General features: G+C 54.9%; 22 protein-coding genes and 2 pseudogenes. 10 read left to right on the forward strand and 14 right to left on the reverse strand.

Going from position 1 to position 19,003, the window contains the following annotated elements:
• Positions 1–128: 128 nt before the first annotated feature.
• Positions 129–1,082 carry a LysR family transcriptional regulator gene (locus tag JCM25143_RS05625; RefSeq protein WP_025860324.1) on the forward strand — a complete coding sequence of 318 codons (954 nt, stop codon included), beginning with the start codon at positions 129–131 and terminating at the stop codon, positions 1,080–1,082.
• Between the two features lie 94 nt (positions 1,083–1,176).
• Here the strand turns inward: JCM25143_RS05625 and JCM25143_RS23585 are convergent, their stop codons facing one another.
• Positions 1,177–1,500, reverse strand: a complete 324-nt coding sequence (locus JCM25143_RS23585; protein WP_051542981.1) for an alpha/beta fold hydrolase — start codon at positions 1,498–1,500, stop codon at positions 1,177–1,179.
• A 708-nt stretch (positions 1,501–2,208) separates the two neighbouring features.
• Between JCM25143_RS23585 and JCM25143_RS05635 the strand changes: the two genes are divergently transcribed.
• From JCM25143_RS05635 to JCM25143_RS05645, 4 genes and pseudogenes are all read left to right on the forward strand, one after another.
• Positions 2,209–2,616 carry a VOC family protein gene (locus tag JCM25143_RS05635; protein WP_025860326.1) on the forward strand — a complete coding sequence of 136 codons (408 nt, stop codon included), beginning with the start codon at positions 2,209–2,211 and terminating at the stop codon, positions 2,614–2,616.
• A 148-nt stretch (positions 2,617–2,764) separates the two neighbouring features.
• Positions 2,765–3,969 (forward strand): annotated as a pseudogene (gene nhaA / locus JCM25143_RS17210) (Na+/H+ antiporter NhaA).
• A 135-nt stretch (positions 3,970–4,104) separates the two neighbouring features.
• Positions 4,105–4,389 (forward strand): glycoside hydrolase family protein, encoded by a 285-nt coding sequence (locus JCM25143_RS25155; RefSeq protein ID WP_408735027.1) that lies wholly within the window; start codon positions 4,105–4,107, stop codon positions 4,387–4,389.
• Entirely contained in the window at positions 4,389–4,823 is a 435-nt protein-coding gene (locus JCM25143_RS05645; protein ID WP_025860327.1) for a hypothetical protein, read from the forward strand. Before JCM25143_RS25155 ends, JCM25143_RS05645 begins: the two co-directional genes overlap by 1 nt.
• A 233-nt stretch (positions 4,824–5,056) precedes the next feature.
• On the opposite strand, the gene JCM25143_RS17215 is transcribed toward JCM25143_RS05645, so the two are convergent.
• On the reverse strand, positions 5,057–5,716 hold the full coding sequence (locus JCM25143_RS17215; protein ID WP_234395008.1) for a LysR substrate-binding domain-containing protein: 660 nt from the start codon (positions 5,714–5,716) through the stop codon (positions 5,057–5,059).
• Positions 5,650–5,964, reverse strand: coding sequence for a helix-turn-helix domain-containing protein (locus JCM25143_RS23590; RefSeq protein WP_234395009.1), 315 nt, complete (start codon positions 5,962–5,964; stop codon positions 5,650–5,652). Before JCM25143_RS23590 ends, JCM25143_RS17215 begins: the two co-directional genes overlap by 67 nt.
• A gap of 177 nt (positions 5,965–6,141) precedes the next feature.
• On the opposite strand from JCM25143_RS23590, the gene JCM25143_RS05660 reads away from it, so the two are divergent.
• A complete protein-coding gene (locus JCM25143_RS05660; protein ID WP_234395010.1) occupies positions 6,142–6,948 on the forward strand; it encodes an alpha/beta fold hydrolase in 807 nt (268 codons plus the stop codon).
• 298 nt (positions 6,949–7,246) lie between these two features.
• Positions 7,247–7,585, forward strand: coding sequence for a DUF1493 family protein (locus JCM25143_RS05665; protein ID WP_081773485.1), 339 nt, complete (start codon positions 7,247–7,249; stop codon positions 7,583–7,585).
• A gap of 245 nt (positions 7,586–7,830) precedes the next feature.
• On the opposite strand, the gene JCM25143_RS05670 is transcribed toward JCM25143_RS05665, so the two are convergent.
• Together JCM25143_RS05670 and JCM25143_RS05675 are read right to left on the reverse strand one after the other, a co-directional pair.
• The gene (locus JCM25143_RS05670) at positions 7,831–8,586 is read right to left on the reverse strand and encodes an anti-sigma factor family protein (RefSeq protein WP_025860332.1); all 756 of its coding nucleotides are present in this window, start codon (positions 8,584–8,586) and stop codon (positions 7,831–7,833) included.
• Positions 8,583–9,089, reverse strand: coding sequence for a sigma-70 family RNA polymerase sigma factor (locus JCM25143_RS05675; RefSeq protein WP_025860333.1), 507 nt, complete (start codon positions 9,087–9,089; stop codon positions 8,583–8,585). Before JCM25143_RS05675 ends, JCM25143_RS05670 begins: the two co-directional genes overlap by 4 nt.
• A 177-nt stretch (positions 9,090–9,266) precedes the next feature.
• Here JCM25143_RS05675 and JCM25143_RS17220 point away from each other — a divergent pair, with 177 nt between their 5' ends.
• Together JCM25143_RS17220 and JCM25143_RS17225 are read left to right on the forward strand one after the other, a co-directional pair.
• Positions 9,267–10,322, forward strand: coding sequence for a catalase family peroxidase (locus JCM25143_RS17220; RefSeq protein WP_234395011.1), 1,056 nt, complete (start codon positions 9,267–9,269; stop codon positions 10,320–10,322).
• Between the two features lie 34 nt (positions 10,323–10,356).
• Positions 10,357–10,887, forward strand: a complete 531-nt coding sequence (locus tag JCM25143_RS17225; protein WP_035370534.1) for a cytochrome b — start codon at positions 10,357–10,359, stop codon at positions 10,885–10,887.
• Between the two features lie 222 nt (positions 10,888–11,109).
• Here JCM25143_RS17225 and JCM25143_RS05690 read toward each other — a convergent pair whose 3' ends face one another.
• The 3 genes from JCM25143_RS05690 to JCM25143_RS05700 all read right to left on the reverse strand — a co-directional run bounded on the left by JCM25143_RS05690 (position 11,110) and on the right by JCM25143_RS05700 (position 14,398).
• Positions 11,110–11,499, reverse strand: coding sequence for a VOC family protein (locus JCM25143_RS05690; RefSeq protein ID WP_035370536.1), 390 nt, complete (start codon positions 11,497–11,499; stop codon positions 11,110–11,112).
• 271 nt (positions 11,500–11,770) lie between these two features.
• The gene (locus JCM25143_RS05695; protein WP_025860335.1) at positions 11,771–12,205 is read right to left on the reverse strand and encodes a hypothetical protein; all 435 of its coding nucleotides are present in this window, start codon (positions 12,203–12,205) and stop codon (positions 11,771–11,773) included.
• Positions 12,206–12,910: 705 nt separating this feature from the next.
• Complete coding sequence (locus JCM25143_RS05700) at positions 12,911–14,398, reverse strand: FAD-dependent oxidoreductase (protein ID WP_025860336.1); 1,488 nt, start codon at positions 14,396–14,398, stop codon at positions 12,911–12,913.
• 67 nt (positions 14,399–14,465) lie between these two features.
• On the opposite strand from JCM25143_RS05700, the gene JCM25143_RS05705 reads away from it, so the two are divergent.
• Positions 14,466–14,918 carry a MarR family winged helix-turn-helix transcriptional regulator gene (locus JCM25143_RS05705; protein WP_234395012.1) on the forward strand — a complete coding sequence of 151 codons (453 nt, stop codon included), beginning with the start codon at positions 14,466–14,468 and terminating at the stop codon, positions 14,916–14,918.
• A gap of 191 nt (positions 14,919–15,109) precedes the next feature.
• On the opposite strand, the pseudogene wrbA reads toward JCM25143_RS05705, so the two are convergent.
• The 6 genes and pseudogenes from wrbA to JCM25143_RS17235 all read right to left on the reverse strand — a co-directional run.
• A pseudogene (gene wrbA / locus JCM25143_RS17230) lies at positions 15,110–15,708 on the reverse strand (NAD(P)H:quinone oxidoreductase).
• Positions 15,709–15,849: 141 nt separating this feature from the next.
• Positions 15,850–16,284 (reverse strand): DoxX family protein, encoded by a 435-nt coding sequence (locus JCM25143_RS05715; protein ID WP_025860338.1) that lies wholly within the window; start codon positions 16,282–16,284, stop codon positions 15,850–15,852.
• 314 nt (positions 16,285–16,598) lie between these two features.
• The gene (locus JCM25143_RS05725) at positions 16,599–17,165 is read right to left on the reverse strand and encodes a YceI family protein (RefSeq protein WP_025860339.1); all 567 of its coding nucleotides are present in this window, start codon (positions 17,163–17,165) and stop codon (positions 16,599–16,601) included.
• A complete protein-coding gene (locus JCM25143_RS05730; protein WP_025860340.1) occupies positions 17,162–17,782 on the reverse strand; it encodes a cytochrome b in 621 nt (206 codons plus the stop codon). The genes JCM25143_RS05725 and JCM25143_RS05730 overlap by 4 nt, the downstream gene beginning before the upstream one ends.
• 4 nt (positions 17,783–17,786) lie before the next feature.
• Positions 17,787–18,404: a YceI family protein gene (locus JCM25143_RS05735; RefSeq protein WP_025860341.1), complete on the reverse strand. Its 618-nt coding sequence runs from the start codon at positions 18,402–18,404 to the stop codon at positions 17,787–17,789.
• 161 nt (positions 18,405–18,565) lie between these two features.
• Positions 18,566–19,003, reverse strand: a 438-nt coding sequence (locus tag JCM25143_RS17235; protein ID WP_035370538.1) for an RNA polymerase factor sigma-54, incomplete at its 5' end; no start/stop codon positions are given.

Genomic DNA, 19,003 nt, shown 5'->3' on the forward strand with positions numbered 1-19,003 from the left:
ACACGGTAACGGAGGGGGCGGCCATCAGTATATGGCAATCATGGAAAGGTATCGTTTCCGTTTGTTGGTTGTTGGGGCATTTGGCGGTATGGATAGCGGTACGGCTCACGAACGGAGGAGAAAACACCATGCGCCTGCCGGATTTTGAAGCATGGGCCATTTTTGCAAAAGTGGCCGAGTTTGGCTCCTTCGCGCGCGCGGCGGAAGAAATCCAGCTTTCCAAGCCGACGGTTTCAAAAGCGGTCAGCCGCCTTGAGCAGTCGCTCGGCATTGCGCTGTTCAACCGCAATTCGCGCCATATGTCCTTGACAGAAACCGGCCGCGCCCTGCTCGGGCATGCCAACCGCCTGCTGATGGAAGCCGAGGCGGCAGAAACCGAGGCACGGGGCGATATGCGCCGTCCTTCAGGGCGTGTGCGTATTGCAGCTCCCATGACCTTTGGCATACGGCACCTAGCTCCGGTTCTGCCTGCGTTTTTGGAACGCTACCCTGATATAGACCTGACCATAGATTTCAGCGATGCGGTGGTGGACCTTGTGGCGGCTGGGTACGATGTCGCATTACGCATTGCATCACTGGCGGATTCCTCGTTGCGGGCCAGAAAGCTGTGCGACCTGCGGCTGCTGCTGGTTGCAGCGCCCGCATGGCTGGATCGTGTGGGCAGGCCCACTCACCCACGCGAACTCGAGGCCCATAAGAGCTTTGTTTATACCAACGGCACTGCCCCCGGCATGATCCGCTTACGCAAGGACGGGTCGGGTAAGGAGTTTGTTCTAAGCCAGACAGCCCGTTTCAAGGCCGATAATGCCGAGGCCTTCCTGCCCGCGCTGGAAGCCGGTCTTGGCTACGGGCTGTTTCCTGAATTCATGGTGTGGGAAGGGTTATACAACAAGCGGCTGGAACGCATTCTGCCAGAATGGGAAGGCCCGCTTATCAGCCTGTATCTTGTAACCCCCGCCAGTTCCGCTCGGCCCACGCGGGTAACCGCACTGCTGGACTATCTGGTCAAGGCGTTCGAACACTCACCATGGGCCGCCCCGTGCGCGGGCCTGCCACCAGAAGCTGCTTCCAGCACAGTTTAGTAAGGCTGGTGCTTTTTGGGGGCAGGGTGCCTTATATAAAATAGTGTTGAATTCGAAAGAGATTCCCCTAACAGGTTACGTCACTGCATAGCCTTCAGGTTGTAACGCGCTCAGGTATGTCTTGCAGTAATATGTACTTCGCGAAGGGTAAATGAAGCAACCTTGCACCGTTGACCCGTTCAGTGATTTCAAACGCCTGTTGCCACGATAACAGTATATCGTCGTTACTATGCACTACGAGCAACGGACATTGGATATTTTTTTGCATATGTGATGCCATGTTAAATAATTTTCCAAAATATTGTTCGAGATTTTCTGCATTGTAGATCGAGATTTTGTTCCCGAACATCTCACGCCATTTTTCAAAAGTGATGGTCTGATAAACCTGCCGGGTCGGATCATTTTTCGGTAAAATCATCCTGAAGTTGTCGATAGGGCCGAGGGCAACCCCGATACCAGATCGACCATGCTTGCGTGTATCAAGAGCAATCAGCGTGTACTTTTCTGACAGATACTGCGCGAGAGGAATAAAATAGACCCGACTTTTCCTTGCGATTTTCCGGATTCATAGACGAACAAATTTGTGTCGCCACAAACATTCAGTGGCTTTCATAAGGTCGAGTGCTCTGGATCGTGCAGTGAAAGTATCGCGTGTAACACTCTATTTTCAAGGTTTACTAAGCATACTTCAGAAGAAGGCGTTAACGTCGTTCAACATGCCGTTTAGACCAATAAGCGTTTCTGCTATTTTACGTAAGGCGCAGACAGCGGTCATTCTACTCCTCACCTTAACTACCTGTCTGTCTGGAAAACGTACATCTGACAGGCAGTAGTCGTCCTCTTATTGGTCATTTTCGTCATTCAATAAGCTTCTACGAACCGCACATGACTGGAAGAGGCCACTTGACTGTTGCCGCTGGTGTCAGCAAAGTCGTTTTTGCCTAAAAAGACAGCGATACAGGTATGGTGACAACCTGTGGTCTCTTCAGAGACAGTCACGCTTGAGCGAGTAAGACCGCTCTTGGCCATGGCCGGACACGACGAGGATAGGCCTCGTTTGTGGTCGGTCGTCGTTGTCCTTGTTGCGACCGGCTTGTGTCCGTCTTACCAACGGAAAGGCACAGCCATGAAGCTGAACCACATCAACTTGTACAGCCACGATACTGAGGCTGATCGCGCAATGTTCGAACAGTATTTCGGCCTGCGCACTCTTGTTGTGCGTGGAACCAAGATGGCCATCATGCAGGATAATGATGGGCTGGTACTGATCGTCAACCATTTCGAGAACAAGCTCGACGGCTTCGATTATCCTAGGCAATTCGATATCCTGCACATTGGTTTTATCCAAAAGTCTCGCGAGGACGTCGATGCTCTCTATAGACGCCTGAGCGAGGACGGCTGGGAGGTGCAGGTGCCACGCGATGCACATGGTGCGTGGTCTTTCTACTTTCGAGCCAAGGGTGGCTACTTCATCGAAATCACGACATTAACGCCAGTTCGGCCCGTAGAAGCGTATCAGGGAAACACGCAATGATGCCCGGCATGAGTGGCTGAGTAACCTGAACAGCCTGTCTGATTTACAATGCGGGATTAGACAGGCTGTAATGGCCTTCACCCAAGGCGTAAAAGATAACGCAGAACTTTTGACTTGTCAGGAACCCTGCCATGTCCAATAAATACTCATCACTAAAGCCTTTATAGCGTTTTCTGCTTGTCTTCGACGTTACCTCAGCTCTCCCGCAGGCGGAGCGTCCGTTCTCTTGCTTGCGTCTATTGCGGGACTTGTGTTGGCAAATTCGCCGTGGGCGTTGGGGTATACATCCCTGATAACGACACCCATGAAGCTTTCTTTTCTAGGCCCGCATGGACCGGAAAACATAGAGGCATGGGTTTCAGACGGGCTTATGACCCTGTTTTTTCTGGTGGTCATTCTCGAAATCAAGAAGGAAATCGTCTCCGGCCACCTCTCGTCACTACGCCGCGTGGCCCTGCCGCTTGTCGGAGCGCTAGGCGGAATGATTGTGCCCGCCCTGACGTATCTTCTGGTGATACACGGGCATCCGGAAGCGACGCGCGGATGGGCCATTCCTGTTGCCACGGATGCTGCGTTTACGTTGCCTATCATTCTTGCTCTTGGGCGACATGTCTCGCCCGGTGCCAGAGCCTGGCTGATGGCGTTGGCTATTTTCGATGATGTGCTGGGTATCGTGGTGATCGCCCTGTTTTACGGGAGTGCTCTGTACTGGCCCGCTTTGGTGGCCGCCACGCTTGTCACGGCATCATTGATCGGAGCGAACAGGGCTGGGATCAGGACGTTATGGACTTATGCTATCGGCGGCGTCGCGCTGTGGATTGCACTTCTGCACTCTGGGCTGCATCCAACTCTTGCAGGAGTGATAACAGGACTTTGTCTGCCGGCAACAATATCTGGAAAAGATACAGGACAGGCTACGCCTCTTGATAGAACCAGCTCCCTGCTGGCCCCCCTCGTCACGTGGGTGATCCTGCCGCTTTTCGGTTTCATGAATGTGGGCGTATCGCTGGTGGGTCTTTATCCGGGCATGATGCTGGAGGCTGTTCCGTTAGGGATCATGTTGGGGCTGATTATTGGCAAGCCGGTCGGTGTCTTTGGCGCGACGCTGCTTTCGACCCGGTTAAAAATCGCTACGCTTCCGGCTGAAACCCCAATAGGAATGTTGTTTGGTCTTTCGCTGCTGTGCGGCATTGGCTTCACGATCAGCCTGTTTATTGCGAACCTGGCATTCGCCGGATCAGACCTTGTGACCCCAGCCAAGATGGGCATTTTTGTCGGCTCTATTTTGTCTGCCTGATCGGATGGTTCTGGTTGCGTTTCTTACCCCGGCATAACCAGCCATCTGCTCGCTAGAAATGTCCGGCAAGGAGGGGGAGCTTGTCATCCAGCTAGACGATAATCGTCTACATGGAGATTTCGAAAAAGCCCCTTTTTTATTCGCCTGTAAAACCATAACCCATTGATATTTCTACTACAGGAAAAAGAAAAATAGCGGTTTTTCGAACCTCCCCGGTCAATCTTCCGAGCTATGAGGCAATCGTTCGGCGGGGCATTCCTGTCGATCTGACACGAAACGAGTTCGACGCCCTCGTTTCGTTCGCCTACAACCCAGAAAGAGGCTGGTCGGGTGTCCGTGCTGCCATCAACAGCGGCGACAAGTGCAAGGCCATCAGGATTATCGAAGGGCAGGTGCGCTCGAAAGGCAATGTCATGAACGGTTTGGTCAAGAGACGGCACAACGAGGCCATGCTTCTGCTGGAAGGACAATATTGATGATCCGCGCTATCCTGAGCCTGATTTGCGCCCTTTGTATCGGCGGCACAGCACACGCGGGTACCAAGCCGGAGTCCCTAGAGGAGCTGACCTACAATCTCAACACGGTGCTCAACGAGGAACTCGATGGAAAGGCGTTTCTCAATGGGCGGTTGATCGTGCGTGTCGAGCGTGTTTCGACCTGTGTATCTGCGGTCTGGACCCGCAGCGGTGATGTCGGATCGCCGTTGCGGCGCGACCTGCTGGAATGGGACAAGATGTTTAATGGCGATCCTCGGATAGAGGCTGGGTCTTACTATTTGACGTTTGTCTATGCCGATCATCGAAGCGACGATGTCGTGTCCATGCCTCTCACGGCGCATCCGGATCGTTTTGAAGATACGGCCGGTGTCAACCTCCCATCGTGCCAACCGAAACAGCATCATCGCCAGTGATAGTTTTGCGCCGGGCGATCCCTGAGGAAACGTAACGCTCGGCGCGTTTTCCAGAGTAGAGCTCATTCAGATGGGATTATCTGAATGGGTGAAGAGGCTTACAAAAACCAATGAAATAGAGAGTTTCTGCTGAACCAGAGTTTAGTGAAAAGTCTCCACACATCGTTTATCTTCCAAAGCTGCCTCTCCGTTTTGCACAATCAACCAAGAGGCTGTGAACGCTTTAGATGCAGTCATACTTTATGGCGGCTGGTCTTCGCATAATGCGTCAACTCCCTTACCAGATAATCGAATATCAATCGGATCCGACGGTCGTTGCGCATGTCGGGATGAATCGCAACCCAAACATCCATAGAGAAAAGTAACTTGTTGTGAAGAATAGGAACGAGGTTTCTGTCGCGTTTTGCGATCCCCAATTGGCTTGCGCCAATGCCGAATCCTGCACGTAATGCTGCAAGCTGTGCGAGATCGCTATCTGAGCGAAACGCAAACATTGCGTGAGTAAGAGGCACTCCCATCATTTCGATCATCCGAGAGTGGGCTGGATTTCGGTCATATCCAATCAACGCATGTTGATGCAGATCGTGGAGACAAAGTGGTATCGGATGCGCTTTCAGGTAATGCTGATGAGCGTAAAGTCCTGCGTCAATTTTTCCGATCCGTTTGGCTACGAGCGCAACCTGACTGGGCCGGACCATGCGGACTGCGACATCGGCATCGCCGCGCAACAGATCCTCATTACGGTTCGACAGGACGAGTTCTACCGAGATTTGAGGGTAGAGCGCATGAAACCCGGCGAGGATGGTGGGAAGAACTTCGCCTCCAATCACTTCGCTCGCGGTGATCCGTACGGTTCCGCGCGCTTCATCAGCCTTACCCGAGCTAAGCGCCATGCCGTTTCAGCAGCCGCTGCCATTGCTTCGGCCGACGGGATCAATCTCAAGCCTGCTTCTGTCGGTGATAGGCCGTCAATCGAGCGCGTGAAAAGCTTGACCCCAAGAGATGTTTCCAGTGCCGCGATTTGGCGGCCCATAGTGGGTTGTGTCGTGGCAAGCGTGCGGGCAGCGCCCGACAGGCTGCCTTCACGCACAACCGCAAGAAATGCCCGAAACAAGTGCCAGTCTGGGACATGAGTATCCATGCATTATTGTATGCTCAATGTACATTATTAGGCAATTAATGTTTGGATGCCTGCGGCTTAGGGTGTGGACAAATCATCCATATCTGGAGAATTCCCATGCCTGCAAATTCAATGTCTAATATCTCTATGACCACTCATGACTGTAGCCCTTATACAAAGGGAGGTGAGATAATCGCCTTGGAGACACGTTTCCTGACGGTTGATGATGGTCATATTGCTTACGACGATACAGGCGGAGATGGCCCATTGATCGTTGCGATCCCCGGAATGGGCGACCTGCGTTCCGAGTATCGGCTGTTACGCCCAATCCTGCAAAATGCGGGGTATCGGGTGGTTACCATGGATGTGCGCGGCTTTGGTGAGACGTCAGCGCAATGGCCCGACTATTCAGCGCATGCTGTTGGACGCGATGTGCTGGCATTGATCGAACATCTGAAGTCTGGGGCAGCTATTATTCTGGGAAACTCGTTTGCCGCAGGGGCCACGTTGTGGGCTGCGCACGATGCGCCGACATGTGTGAGCGGCGTGGTGCTGCTTGGCCCTATTGTGCGAGACCTGAAGGTGTCGTGGTTTGCAATGTTTGTTTTGCAGCTTGGCTTCGCAGGGCCGTGGCGTGTCTGGTTCTGGGCTACTTATTGGAACAGCCTGTTTCCGACGCACAAACCTGCGGATCAAGAGCAAGTCAAAGCCGCCATCATGAAAAACCTACGTGAACCGGGGCGGATGGCAGCACTCCGAACGATGATCAGCCTGTCAAAGGCAGATACTGCCGCTCTTATACCTCGGAGCCGAGTACCCGCCCTTGTGGTGATGGGCACCCGCGATCCAGACTTTCCAGATGCAGAAGCCGAAGCGCGCTGGCTTGCTAACCAGCTTCATGCCGACAGCCTGATAATTGACGAGGCGGGACACTACCCACATACCGAAATGCCGGAGCGAGTTGCACCTGAACTACTATCATTCATTGCGCGCGTGCATGTTTAATTCGAGATGAATGTCTAAGTTTCATGCGCCACAGCTTAGTGCGATTTGGCAACGTAGGCACTGCGGGGGCCTGTCTGTCTTTGCTCGTCAGGATGTTTCAAGTGTTCGGATCATGGTTTGAGCGGCCTCATCTTATACCTCATAGGGTTGATGATTAGCCGGTTTCTTCCTGCTGTAGTGCTTCGTGTAGTAACATCAACTTTTCTGGTTAGGGCGAACCATTCCATTCGTTGTCTATGTCGTTATTGAAATCAAGCAGGCGCTATAACGCTTGGGCCAAACTGGAGGATAAAAAAGTATGGTAAAACCTTACGAAGATGCGCTGTCTGAAATCTTATCCTTTATTTCTGAGCAAGTTCCGGGGCCGAAACCACGCGAAGTGACAGAAAATACGACATTGCGAGGCGATCTTCGTATGTATAACGACGACGCAGAGAACCTAATGCGCCTTTATTTTGAACGCTTTGATGTAAACGCTCAAAATTTTGATTTTGAAAAATATTTCCCAGAAGAGGGGGAAGGAATCATAGGAGCGCTGCTATTTGGTTTTCTGAATAGAAAGCGCCCTCAGTCAGATCCTAAGCCCCTGACTATAGCTATGTTAGCGCATGCTGTCTCTGTTGTTTCTTGGGAATAACATTAATAATATAGATATTTATGATGTGATAAGTGCCTTCTGAGGCAGCCTATCAGCTGCTCGATCTGGGGGCTTTCCGTTCTTGACTAAAATTAGTGCCATTTATAGAGGTAAGATGCGTCCGGAGAGCATGATTTTTAGAGTGTAAAGCTTCATCTTTCTTCCAGACCCTTCTGATACTTCAGGCTTACAAGAGCGAACAGTTCACTAGCGATGAGCGCCATAAGAAAGCTGGCATCAAATCATCATCCTGCTCCCCCCATCAGATCCCGCGCATGGTTGGCGAGACGATGCAGATCTCCGTCAGGCGTGTCTGCTACCAGACTGATGCCCAGCCCGTCCTGCGCCCAGATATAGCCCGGCATATGCCGCATCGGGCGCATGGGAGCCGTCATGTCGTGGCCATACATGGGCCGCACGAACAGGGAAATCCGGCTGCCACTGCCGTCCTTGTAGAAAAAGACGCAGGCGGGGCCATGATCCGTTGTGACCAGTTGGCCGCCCGTCAGGTGATACCCAGCCGCCGACAGGTCTGGGGGGCGGACCGGTCGCCCGAGTGTTCGCCCACCCCACGCTGCCAGTTGCGCGACATTGCCTTGCGTGATTGTGCTGCCCTTACTGGCGTCATGCACGATCGTCGCTTCCTGCTCGACCGAGACAAGGCCTAGGGGCACTTCCCGGTCACGAAGCATCCATCCACTTCCCAAACCCAGAGACAGGGCTAGTGCGATGGACGCGGCCATTTGCGGCAGGCTGAAACGGCGGGCTTTGCGTTGTGTCAGCCGAGCGATATCGAAACGGGCTGGTACGGGCTGCCGGAGTTCAGCATCCATTGCTGCCTGTAACAGGTTGCGTTCAGTGCGCCATGCCGTGACGCGCGCTCGCGCATCTGGGTTGGCATCCAGCCATGTTTCCACTGTTCGTAGTCGTTCGGGGGACAGAAGATCATCGACCCAAGCCTGAAGATCGTCTTCGGTCACGGGGCGGTCGGGCCGTGTCATTTTACCCTCCTGAGCATGGGACGCTCCTCATGGTCGACAAGCTGGTGCAACGCCGTTCTGGCGCGCGACAGCCGGGACATTACGGTACCCACCGGTAACCCCAGTATGTCCGCAACCGTTGCGTATTCTAGCCCCTCGACACCGACGAGCATCAGCACCTGTCGGTGGTCGTCGGAAAGACGGTTGAAAGCATCCGCCACTTCCTTCCATTCCAGATGCGGAATCTGTCCGGCCTCCTGCATAGGTTCCGCATCGGATGTTTCCACTAGGGGGATTAGGCGCCTCAGACGCCGCCAGTGGCTGATATTGAGATTATGGGCGATGGTGAACAGCCAGGGCCGCAGGTCTGGCCTACCGCGCACCTGATGCAGCCGGGTCAGGGCGCGCTCTAGACAGTCCTGCACCAGATCGTCAGCCTGATGCGGGTCGCGCGTCAGCACACGGGCGTACCGTCTCAGCGCCGGTATGGCGTTCTGCAGCCTGATGTCATCACCGTCGCTCAACCCTGCTCGTGCCTCGTATGGTTTCCGATATCATTGCTGATGAAGACGCGCCGAACACCAGTTTATTCCCGCCCACATGAGGTTAGTGCAAAATATTTCGCGCAACATGCCGCGCGAAGGGAATAGATTCACGCCATCAGGCGTCTCCCCGTCAGACGCTTTCAAAGGATCGAAACCATGGCGACGAAACCACTCGTGCCCCCTGCCTCACCCTTGCGCTGGCTTGGTGTAGTTGCGGCCCCTACGGCGCTTGCGCTGGGTTTCCTGTGGGCGGGTGGCTGGCTGACGCCTCATCGCCTGACACAGACCAGCCTGTTGGATACCCTGCGTACAGTGGACGGCCCGCATCCGGGCTTTCGGCGCAATCATGCCAAAGGTGTCTGTGTAACAGGCTGGTTCGAGGGTAACGGCAATGCGGCCGGTATTTCGACGGCATCGATTCTGCAACCGGGCAGGGTTCCCGTGGTCGGACGTTTTGCCCTTGCAGGCGGCATGCCCTTTCAGGCCGATGCACCGGCAAAGGTTCGCAGTCTGGCGCTGCGCCTGATGCCACCCGATGGTCAGGAATGGCGTATAGGCACCAACGACATTCCGGTCTTTCCCGTCCGAACCCCGCAGGAGTTTCGGGCGCTTCAGTTGGCATCGCGTCCTGATCCGGCAACCGGAAAACCCGATCCTGCACGGGTGAAGGCTTTCCGTGCGGCTCATCCCTGGTTGCAGACAGCGGCGCAACAGCTCTCCCATCGGCCTCTGTCGTCAGGTTTTACTGATGATACCTATCGCAGTCTCGATAGTTTTCTGTTCGTAGCGAAAGACGGCACGGAGACAGCCGTGCGCTGGGCCATGGTGCCTTTGCAGACCATCGCACCGATAGATGGTCATGCAGATGACCACGATTACCTCTTCCGCCAGTTGATTGATGACATTCACGCTCAGCCCCGACAATGGCGGCTGATGGTAACGGTTGCGGGCCGTCACGACATCATTGACGACTCGAGCCAGAGCTGGGCGGATGATGACCGGCAGATCGATGCCGGAACTCTCACACTCACGACTGTCGAAAGCGAAGAGGGTGGCCCCTGCACCGGCATCACCTTCGACCCGCTGGTTCTACCACAGGGTATCGTACCATCCGGTGATCCGATCCTGCAGGCCCGGTCGGCTGCTATATGCGTTCATTTGCCGCACGCTCGGGCGAAAAGCCCCCGGTCCCCACCATCACCCCGACCATGACGGCCGCGCCTAGCGGTGCCGAAGGGAAAAAATCATGAGCAGTGCAAAATCCTTTTCTTTGCCTTCGCGTATCCTGCATTGGCTGATGGCCGTCATGATTCTTGCGATGCTGTTTATAGGCGTGTTCATGGCCTCGACCGTGGGGCCGAACTATTATCGGCTGGTTACACTGCATCACCCGCTGGGTATTGCCATTCTTGTTCTTGCGCTCTTGCGTTTGGCAAACCGCTTTCATTCACCGCCACCGGCGCTTCCGGCAGAATTGCCCCCCCTAATGAAAACCGCGGCCAAGGCATCACATATTCTGCTCTACGCGCTGATGATCGCCATGCCACTCGTCGGCTGGGGTATGCTGTCGGCTGGTGGCTACCCCATTCCGTTATGGGGGCAGTCCGTGCTTCTGCCGCCGATCCTGCCTCATGATCCAGCTTTGTGGGCATGCCTGCGATCCACCCATACCGTGCTGGCCTTCCTGCTGTTCGGGATGGTGCTGCTTCACGTTGGCGCTGCCCTGTTTCACGGACTAATCCGGCGAGATGGCGTTTTACGGAGCATGACCCGATAGGGAGAGCACGGTTAAGGCCGAGACGTTCCACTTCTTAATACGACACCGCAAGCATGGCCGAATAAATTTAAACTCAGTTTCTGCTTAACGTTTTCCGAACAGACAGGTAGATAAGGGGGGGGCGGAACGGCCGCTCTTAGTAAAAACCAACAGAAAGTGGGCGCCGAATTCTATGGCGACTTAAAGGGTGATAATAAAAATGTAAATAATAGTCTATATATTTTATTTCAATAGATAGTTTGAAATTTCAATAAGATTTCTGTCCGGATCTCGAATATAAACAGAACGAATAGGGCCATTGGCTCCTGTTCGTTCTATCGGGCCTTCTTCAATATTAATGCCAGCTTTGGTAAGATCAGCTACAACGTCATCCAAAGACGTCGCGGCAATCAGGCAGAAATCTGCCGAACCTGCTGTCGGTTTAGCTGCTTTCGGCTCAAACTCATGACCTACCTGATGCAGATTGAACTTCTGATCGCCATATTTAAGAGCTTTCCGTCCAGCACCGAAGGTAACAACCTCAAATCCAAGTATGTTATGATAGAAAAAACAGGTTTGTTCGATATCTGCCACAGTCAGTACAAGATGGTCTAGGCGATCAATTTTGATCATAGAACAACTCCGTAATTTATATTGTTCATTTTAATATAAGAAACGGCTTTGCGTCGATGCATGACTAACAGGTAACTACGGCATTCATGTCAACTTTTGGTGTGTCGAGATCGAAGATCGAACAGCCGAGATGAGGGCGACCGCCGCCTGTCTGTTCGATTGGTTTTTGTAAGCCCCTTCACCCATTCAGATAATCCCATCTGAATGGGTTCTATTCTAGCAAACGCGCCGGGTGTTATGTTTGCGGCGGGATCGCCTGACGGGAAGATCGTCACCTGCGATGATGCCGTTTCGGTTGGCACGATAAGAGGGTGACACCGGCCGTATCTTCAAAACGGTCTGGATGCGCCGTGAGAGGCATGGACACGACATCGTCACTCCGATGATCGGCATAGACGAATGTTAAATAGTAAAACCCAGCATCGATCCGAGGATCGCCATCAAACATTTTGTCCCATTCCAGCAGGTCACGCCGTAGCGGCGATCCGACGTCGCCGCTGCGGGTCCAGACCGCCGACACACAGGTCGAAACACGCTCGATGCGCACGATCAACCGCCCATTGAGAAACGCCTTTCCGTCGAGTTCCTCGTTGAACACCGTGTTGCCGTTATAAGACTGTTCCTCCAAAGACTCCGGCTTGGTGCCCGCGAGGGCGGTTCCACCAATACAGAGGGCACAAATCAGGCTCAGAATAGCGCGAATCATCAATATCGTCCTTTCAGCAGCATGGCCTCGTCGTGCCGTCTCTTGACCAAACCGTTCATGACGAGCGCACCTGCTCCTCGATGATCCTGACGGCCTTGCGTTTGTAACCGCTGTTGATGGCAGCACGGACACCCAGTCAGCCTCTTTCTGGATTGTAGACGAACGATTGCCTCATAGCTCGGAAGATTGGCCTGTAGAAGATGTTTCTGCTGATCGTCCGTCAGAGTAACGATGTTTCTGTTATCCGTGGCGAACCTCGTGGCTGCTTCGCCACGCAGAGCGGGGTGCAGGTTGGTATTCGATATGACATGTCCTGAAATGTAGACGTTAAAAAAGCCTGCCGATAAAGGCGGGCTTTACGTGCTCCGAACTATAGCTGTTATGCAGCAAAAATTGCGCATGGAGACCAGATGGAAACTGGGCTGATCTGGAGTCTATCAATGTCCGGGTTTGTAAAATTTTAAGCTACAAAAAAGGTGTCGATCATGAAGATGAATGTTGAATCCCTGTGGCAGGTTACGAATGACCGAGAGCAGCTATTCGTAGCGTGGACGTTTATGGCGGTTAATTACTGTAATGAGATATAGCTGTCAGGTAGACAGACGCACGTCTGTCCGAGCGTCAGACCCAATCTTTCTACGCCCTGTTTGTCAGAACCGGGCGTTGTTATTGAAGTGAGATGTAAATTACCTTGGGTCATTCAGTTCAGGACGGTAGCGCGTGTGCAAGGTACCGCGAAAGCTCCGCTTCCAGCCCGTCGGAAGAAAAAATCCCGGCGATATAGCCGTCCGGACGCACGAGCACCCATTGACCGGGTTCGATCCCATACGCTTCGGCAATATGGCCATTATCGTCAACGAGTTCATGCGTTGCGCCGATGGTGACGATACGGACGCCTGCGGTGGGCGATGGCCGTTCGTGCGTCTCATAGCCGAGTAAGGTCCAGTGAGGTCCTTGAAAAATCGTGAACAGCCGTGTCCGTTGCCCCGCCTGTCCGCGACAGGGAGCATCGGGGGCGCGGTCGCCAGCCTGCACTTTACTATTCGCTGGGCCGGGCATGCTTAACGATGAACCGCGATAGCCGAGGTCGAGCTGCCGGGCTTCGCGGTCGCGCCGCATGGTACCTTGCTTTGCCTCGCCAAGTAGCCGCGTCGAGAGACGGAGCATGTTCGACGCGATCGGTCGGCGCTCTGCCTCGTAGCTGTCGAGCAGCGTCTCGGGTGCCCCCGCGAGCACGGCCGCCAGCTTCCAGCCGAGATTATAGGCATCCTGAACGCTGGTATTGAGACCCTGACCACCAGTGGGCGGGTGAACATGGGCAGCATCCCCCGCAATGAAGACACGCCCGACCCGGTAGCGATCAGCCAGGCGCACGTTCATCGTATAGACCGAGGACCAGGACACCGAACGGACGATGATGTCCCCTCTGCCGGTTCGGTTCTGGATGAACTCGGTCAGTCCAGCAGGAGATAGGTCGATTTCTCCTTCCAGCGCCACGGGTGCTTGAAGTTGAAACAGATCCGTTCCTGCCAGTGGGCAGATCATCACCTGTGTTTCGGGTAAACCGAGTTGGAAGCGGTGCCAGTTGAGACGATCAAGACCCTCCAGCCGCACATCGGCAACGATCGCGCGTACCCCCAATGTTTCTCCGGGAAAATCGATAGCCAAGGCATGGCGCACGAAGCTGCGGCCGCCATCGGTGCCCACGAGGAACCGGGCACGGATAACATGCTCGCCGGTTTCCTGTTCGATCCTCGCCGTCACACCATGGGAGTCCTGCTCAAAGCCCACTAGCCGTGTGCTGAAGCAAGGATAATGGCCGAGTTCGGCAAGCCGTTCCCGCATAACGGCTTCGGTTGCGAACTGCGGCAACATCAGCGGTGCGGCATAAGGCTCGGCTGGATTTGGCAAAACTTCCGCCTCCGTCAGAAGTTGTACTTTATAGCTTCCATCAGGACGATACTGACAAAGCAACGGATAGGGTCCGCCTGCCGCCGCCATGCGGTCGACAAAGCCGAGATCTTCGAAAATCTCCAGTGTCCGGGGCTGGATACCCTTACCGCGTGACCCGTTGAACGGCTGCGCGTTCTGCTCGATCAAGCGAAACGAAACCCCGCGACGGGCGAGGTCGATTGCAAGTGTCAGGCCTGCGGCTCCGCTACCCGCTATCAGGACATCTGTATCGAAAGACACTGGCTACTCCGCAAATTAGTGTGTATTATTCACGTATATGAGTTTGGTTTCCAAGGCAACAATAAACGTGAATAATACACACGATCCCGAGATCCTAAGCAGACTGCAAGCTGCAGTCATTGATCTGGTTGATGAAATCAACCGGCCTCGCCGTGATGATCGATTGATCGAAGAAGCGGGTATTCCACTGGATCGGGCTCTGTTTCCTCTTCTGGCGCGGGTGTGGCGGTACGGTCCTATCGGGGTTGTCGATCTGGCAGACCGGATCGGTCGTGACCACACCACGATCAGCCGGCAAATGAGCAAGCTGGAAGAACTTGGCCTTATCGAGCGCCAGCCTTCCGCAACGGACAAACGTGTTCGCGAAGCAACCGTGACTGGCAAGGGGCGAGAAATGGTCGGCGTGCTGAATGCAGCCCGCGAAAGGCTGGCCAACCGCATTCTTGTCGACTGGACAGATGCTGACCTTGGTCAGTTACAAGTGCTTCTGCGACGCTTTGCTGACGACCTGATGCGGTGATAAATCCATAAAAATCATAGATACGCAAACAAGATGTATATTTCGAAAGGGGGGATTTGGCCTGTACGCGGAAAAATATTTTCCGTGTAAGAAGGTAAGCTCAAGGCCGATTGTCTGCGTGTTCCGCAGAACCGCCTGTCTGCTCCAAAATCAGGCAGACAGGCGGAAATTGTAATAAGAGATTACAAGTTTCAGGCTGCGAGTTTTTTGGTGATACCGGCTACGTGCTGGCCGAGGAATTTCGCGCCTTCGAGTTCGTTGCGTCCGGCTGGCGGGAGCCGTCGCCTGCGGCAATGGTGGTGGCGCCATAGGGCGAACCACCCGTTACGGCATCAAGCTTGAGCTGGCCCTGAAAGCTGTAGGGCAGACCGCTGATGACCATACCGTGGTGGATCAGGTTCGACATGAGCGAATACAGGGTCGTTTCCTGTCCGCCATGCTGCGATGCGGTGGAGGTAAACACCGCGCCCACCTTGCCAATCAGCGCACCTTGCAGCCACAGGCCGCCGGTCTGGTCCCAAAAATTGGCCATCTGAGCGGGCAGGCGGCCAAAGCGCGTGGGTGCGCCAAGGATAATGGCATCGTAATCTGCCAGTTCGGCCGGGGTGGCCAGCGGCGCGGACTGCTCGGTTTTGAAGTGGTGGGCCTTGGCTACATCTTCGGGCACCAGTTCAGGCACACGCTTCACATCGGCTGTAAGCCCTGCGGCGCGTACGCCCTCGGCAACGGCATTGGCCATGGTTTCGATATGGCCGTAGGAGGAATAGTAAAGAACGAGAACCTTGGGCATTTTTGTTTCTTTCACTGGTGTTGAAAACAGTTTCCGTAAGGTGTTCAGAAACCCCATGACGATAATTCCTGTGAGAAAGAGGGCTACACCAAAGTCAGAAACGCTCTATTTCTGATTTTGACATGGTTTGCTCTAGGGGTATTACGAGCGGACATTCCGGGTAGTGGAGTTCAGCAGCGTATCGAGCGAGAAACGCCCCGGCCCTGCACTGGCTAGTGCGAGAAAACCACCGGCAATGCTGAAGTTTTTGTAGAAGTGAATCCACATATCGTACCGTTCCATGCCGGAAAATGTCCAGTAATGGTGGCCGATAAACGCGGTTACGATGGTATAGAGCGCAAAGAGAGTGGCAATGGGTGCGGTGAATGCGCCAAACGCCAGCAGTGCGCCAAGGCCAAGCTCGACCACAATGGAAATAACGGCGGAAAGGCTGGGCAACGGCGCGCCGGTGGCGGCCATGTAAGCGATTGTGCCGGAAAAGCCTGTCAGCTTGCCCCAGCCCATCATGACAAAAAGAGAAGACAGCAGCAGGCGGGCTACCAGCAGAACCGTATCGCGCGGGAAAATGGATTTCATGACAGCGTACCTTATGTTTCAGAAGGGGGGCTGGCCTGTGTTTCAGGCTGCCGATGTCTTTCTGTTTACGCTGGATTTGAGAGATAAATAATAGAAATGGTATAAACTTAAAGTTTCTATTTTTTATCTGTAAAGGAGCCGCAGACACGATCCGGCGCGTAAAATGCTGTGGCACATAGCAAAACCGGCGGCAGGGAGAGGCTCCCGCCGCCGGTTTCTGGGCAATGTCATGGGGCCGGAAGACTCCGCCCCCGCTTTTGCCGCAACAGAACGGCTGTCAGCACCGGGCAGGCGTGCGAAGAACACCCGGTGGGTCAGCCGCCCTGTGCTGTCACGTCAACATCCACGCCCACGTCAAGGGCAACCCATTGTCCGGTAGACCATGGGCCAATCCCGACATTGAACGCCGAGCGCACAAGCGGCAGGTGCCCCTTGGCATGCAGGGTGGTGCCGGTGGTGTCGATGGTCAGTGACAGGGTAACAGGTTTGCTCACGCCCTTGATGGTGAGCGTGCCTTCGGCGTCAAACGCGTTACCGCCTTTGGCTTTGAAGTCCTTCACCTCAAACACGGCGGTAGGGAAGGTTTTTACATCGAACCAGTCATGGCCGGGCAGGGCGCCATCACGCTGGGCATCGCCCGTTGTCGCGCTGGCCATGTCGATGGTGATTTTGGCATGACCGGCTTCGGGGTGGGCCGGATCAAACGTTATACTGCCATCGTATTTTGTGAAATGCCCCTCAAACGTCTTGCCCGTCTGGGTGCCGGAAAAACCCAGCGTGCCGTTGCCCGCAGCCAGTGTCCAGTCGGCAGCGAAAACAGGAGTGCTGAGCAGCAGTCCGGCCACCATGGCAGCCGGCAGGAATGGGGTAAAAGCCTTCATGGGGTTTCTCCCTTCTGGCGTGATGGGAATGATCTGCCCGTACCGGGCAGCATCTGGCTCATAACGGTGTCATGCAGGACAAAACGGTGGCGCAGGGCAGCGGCCACATGCAGGATAATCAGCCCCAGCAGACCCCACGCGGCCCAGTGGTGAAAGCCTTTGAGGGCTGCTTCAACAGGGGCCTTGTCGCTCAGGGTTGAAAGCACGGGCAGGTCTGGCCAAGGCAGGGTGCCAAACAGCACCGTGGGGATACCCAGCACGGAAACCGACACCATGGCCCAGCCACTGAGCGGTAGGGCAACCTGCAAACCGTAAAGGGCCAGATGCGCCAGATGCGCGCCTTTTTTCTCCCGTGCGGGCATGTCTGCGGGCAGGGGGGGCGCTGTATGCGTCAGCCGCCAGCCGATCCGTAGTGCAATAAGAAACATGACGCTGATACCGATGGATTTGTGTAGCTGGTAGAGCTGGAACACACGCATCGGATCAAGGATGAGGTGGTCCATGACCAGCCCCATGGCAATCAGCGTCAGGATACCCAGTGCGATCATCCAGTGAAGGATGATCGCAACCGTGGTGTACCGCGTGACCCCGCTTGCTGTGCTCGCGGGCGTGGCCATGGTGTCAGCCCTGACGTTCGAAAGCGCCGGCAATGTGCAGGCGCACATCATCACCAACATAGGGGACATACATCTTCACGCCGAAGTCGCTGCGCTTGATGGTGCCGGTGGCTTCAAAGCCGGTGGTGTATTTCTTGTCCATCGGGTTCACGCCTGCACCGATAAAGCGCACTTTCAGCGTTTCGGGCTTGGTTACGCCATGCAGCGTCAGGTTGCCGGTCACGACAGCTTCGTTATGGCCGGTCAGGTGCACGGAGGTGGATTCAAACGTGGCCTTGGGGAACTTGGCAGAGTCGAACCACTGGTCGCCCTTGAGTTCTTCATCCAGCTTGGAGCTGGTGGTCTGCACGGAGTCCACCGGAATGGTCACGGACAGCTTGGAAGCGGCGGGGTTTTTCGTATCCAGGTTTAGGGTGCCGGACACGTTGGAGAAAACGCCACTGTAGTTGGTGAAGCCAAAATGCAGGACGGAAAAATCAACCTGCGTGTGGCCGGGTTCCACGTCATAGGTGCCGGATTCGGCCTGTGCGGCGTTGGTCACAACCTGTGCGGAGGCCGGGTGGGTGGCCAGCAGGCCAAGAGTGAGCGCCATGGCGGAGGCAGAGAACATGCTGAGCTTCATGGTAAGGATACTCCGGTTGGTAAGCACATCTGAAACGGGCATCAGCCCCGAAATCCCGCTGGGGGAAGGCATGATGGCGTTTCGTCTAACGTTTTGAATACCGGGCTGGATGTGGGGAATAAACAACAACAATGGAAAGATAATATTTCCATATTTTACACCTATGCGGGGCGAACCGTTTCGGCCCGCCATGCCTGCATCCGCTCGAACGATGAGGGAATGCCCAGCATCCTGCGGTATTTCACCACCGTACGGCGTGAGAGGCTGAAGCCGTGCTGGCGCAGGGCCTCGGCATAATCCTGATCGGAGCGGACTCTGTGTGCCGTCTCGCTTTCCAGCAGGTGCAAAAGGCAGGCCCGCGCGGCGCCGCTAGCCTGTGCAGTGTCCGTATCCGCCCCCAGTGCGGCTGAAAAAAAGGCGCGCAGGGGCAGTGTGCCGCGCGGGGTCTGCACATATTTGTTGGCAACAATCCGGCTGATAGTGCTGTCGTTCAGCCGCAGGGCGCGGGCTACCTGCACCATGCTCAAAGGGCGCAGGGCCTGCGGGCCGTGGTCCAGACTGGCGGCCTGATAGTGCAGCACATGCCGCGCCACGGCCAG

Origin of the sequence: Acetobacter papayae JCM 25143 (assembly GCF_000613285.1) — a bacterium.
In the GTDB taxonomy this organism is placed as follows: domain Bacteria; phylum Pseudomonadota; class Alphaproteobacteria; order Acetobacterales; family Acetobacteraceae; genus Acetobacter; species Acetobacter papayae.

Coding starts and splice junctions, on each gene's coding strand:
- JCM25143_RS05670 (WP_025860332.1), bottom strand. CDS start 8,586: ATGACACGGCCCGACCGCCCCGTGACCGAAGACGATCTTCAGGCTTGG.
- JCM25143_RS05695 (WP_025860335.1), bottom strand. CDS start 12,205: ATGATTCGCGCTATTCTGAGCCTGATTTGTGCCCTCTGTATTGGTGGA.
- JCM25143_RS05635 (WP_025860326.1), top strand. CDS start 2,209: ATGAAGCTGAACCACATCAACTTGTACAGCCACGATACTGAGGCTGAT.
- JCM25143_RS17220 (WP_234395011.1), top strand. CDS start 9,267: ATGGCGACGAAACCACTCGTGCCCCCTGCCTCACCCTTGCGCTGGCTT.
- JCM25143_RS05645 (WP_025860327.1), top strand. CDS start 4,389: ATGATCCGCGCTATCCTGAGCCTGATTTGCGCCCTTTGTATCGGCGGC.
- JCM25143_RS05690 (WP_035370536.1), bottom strand. CDS start 11,499: ATGATCAAAATTGATCGCCTAGACCATCTTGTACTGACTGTGGCAGAT.
- JCM25143_RS05735 (WP_025860341.1), bottom strand. CDS start 18,404: ATGAAGCTCAGCATGTTCTCTGCCTCCGCCATGGCGCTCACTCTTGGC.
- JCM25143_RS23590 (WP_234395009.1), bottom strand. CDS start 5,964: ATGGATACTCATGTCCCAGACTGGCACTTGTTTCGGGCATTTCTTGCG.
- JCM25143_RS05625 (WP_025860324.1), top strand. CDS start 129: ATGCGCCTGCCGGATTTTGAAGCATGGGCCATTTTTGCAAAAGTGGCC.
- JCM25143_RS17225 (WP_035370534.1), top strand. CDS start 10,357: ATGAGCAGTGCAAAATCCTTTTCTTTGCCTTCGCGTATCCTGCATTGG.
- JCM25143_RS05725 (WP_025860339.1), bottom strand. CDS start 17,165: ATGAAGGCTTTTACCCCATTCCTGCCGGCTGCCATGGTGGCCGGACTG.
- JCM25143_RS17215 (WP_234395008.1), bottom strand. CDS start 5,716: ATGGCGCTTAGCTCGGGTAAGGCTGATGAAGCGCGCGGAACCGTACGG.
- JCM25143_RS23585 (WP_051542981.1), bottom strand. CDS start 1,500: ATGATTTTACCGAAAAATGATCCGACCCGGCAGGTTTATCAGACCATC.
- JCM25143_RS05730 (WP_025860340.1), bottom strand. CDS start 17,782: ATGGCCACGCCCGCGAGCACAGCAAGCGGGGTCACGCGGTACACCACG.
- JCM25143_RS05665 (WP_081773485.1), top strand. CDS start 7,247: ATGGTAAAACCTTACGAAGATGCGCTGTCTGAAATCTTATCCTTTATT.
- JCM25143_RS05715 (WP_025860338.1), bottom strand. CDS start 16,284: ATGAAATCCATTTTCCCGCGCGATACGGTTCTGCTGGTAGCCCGCCTG.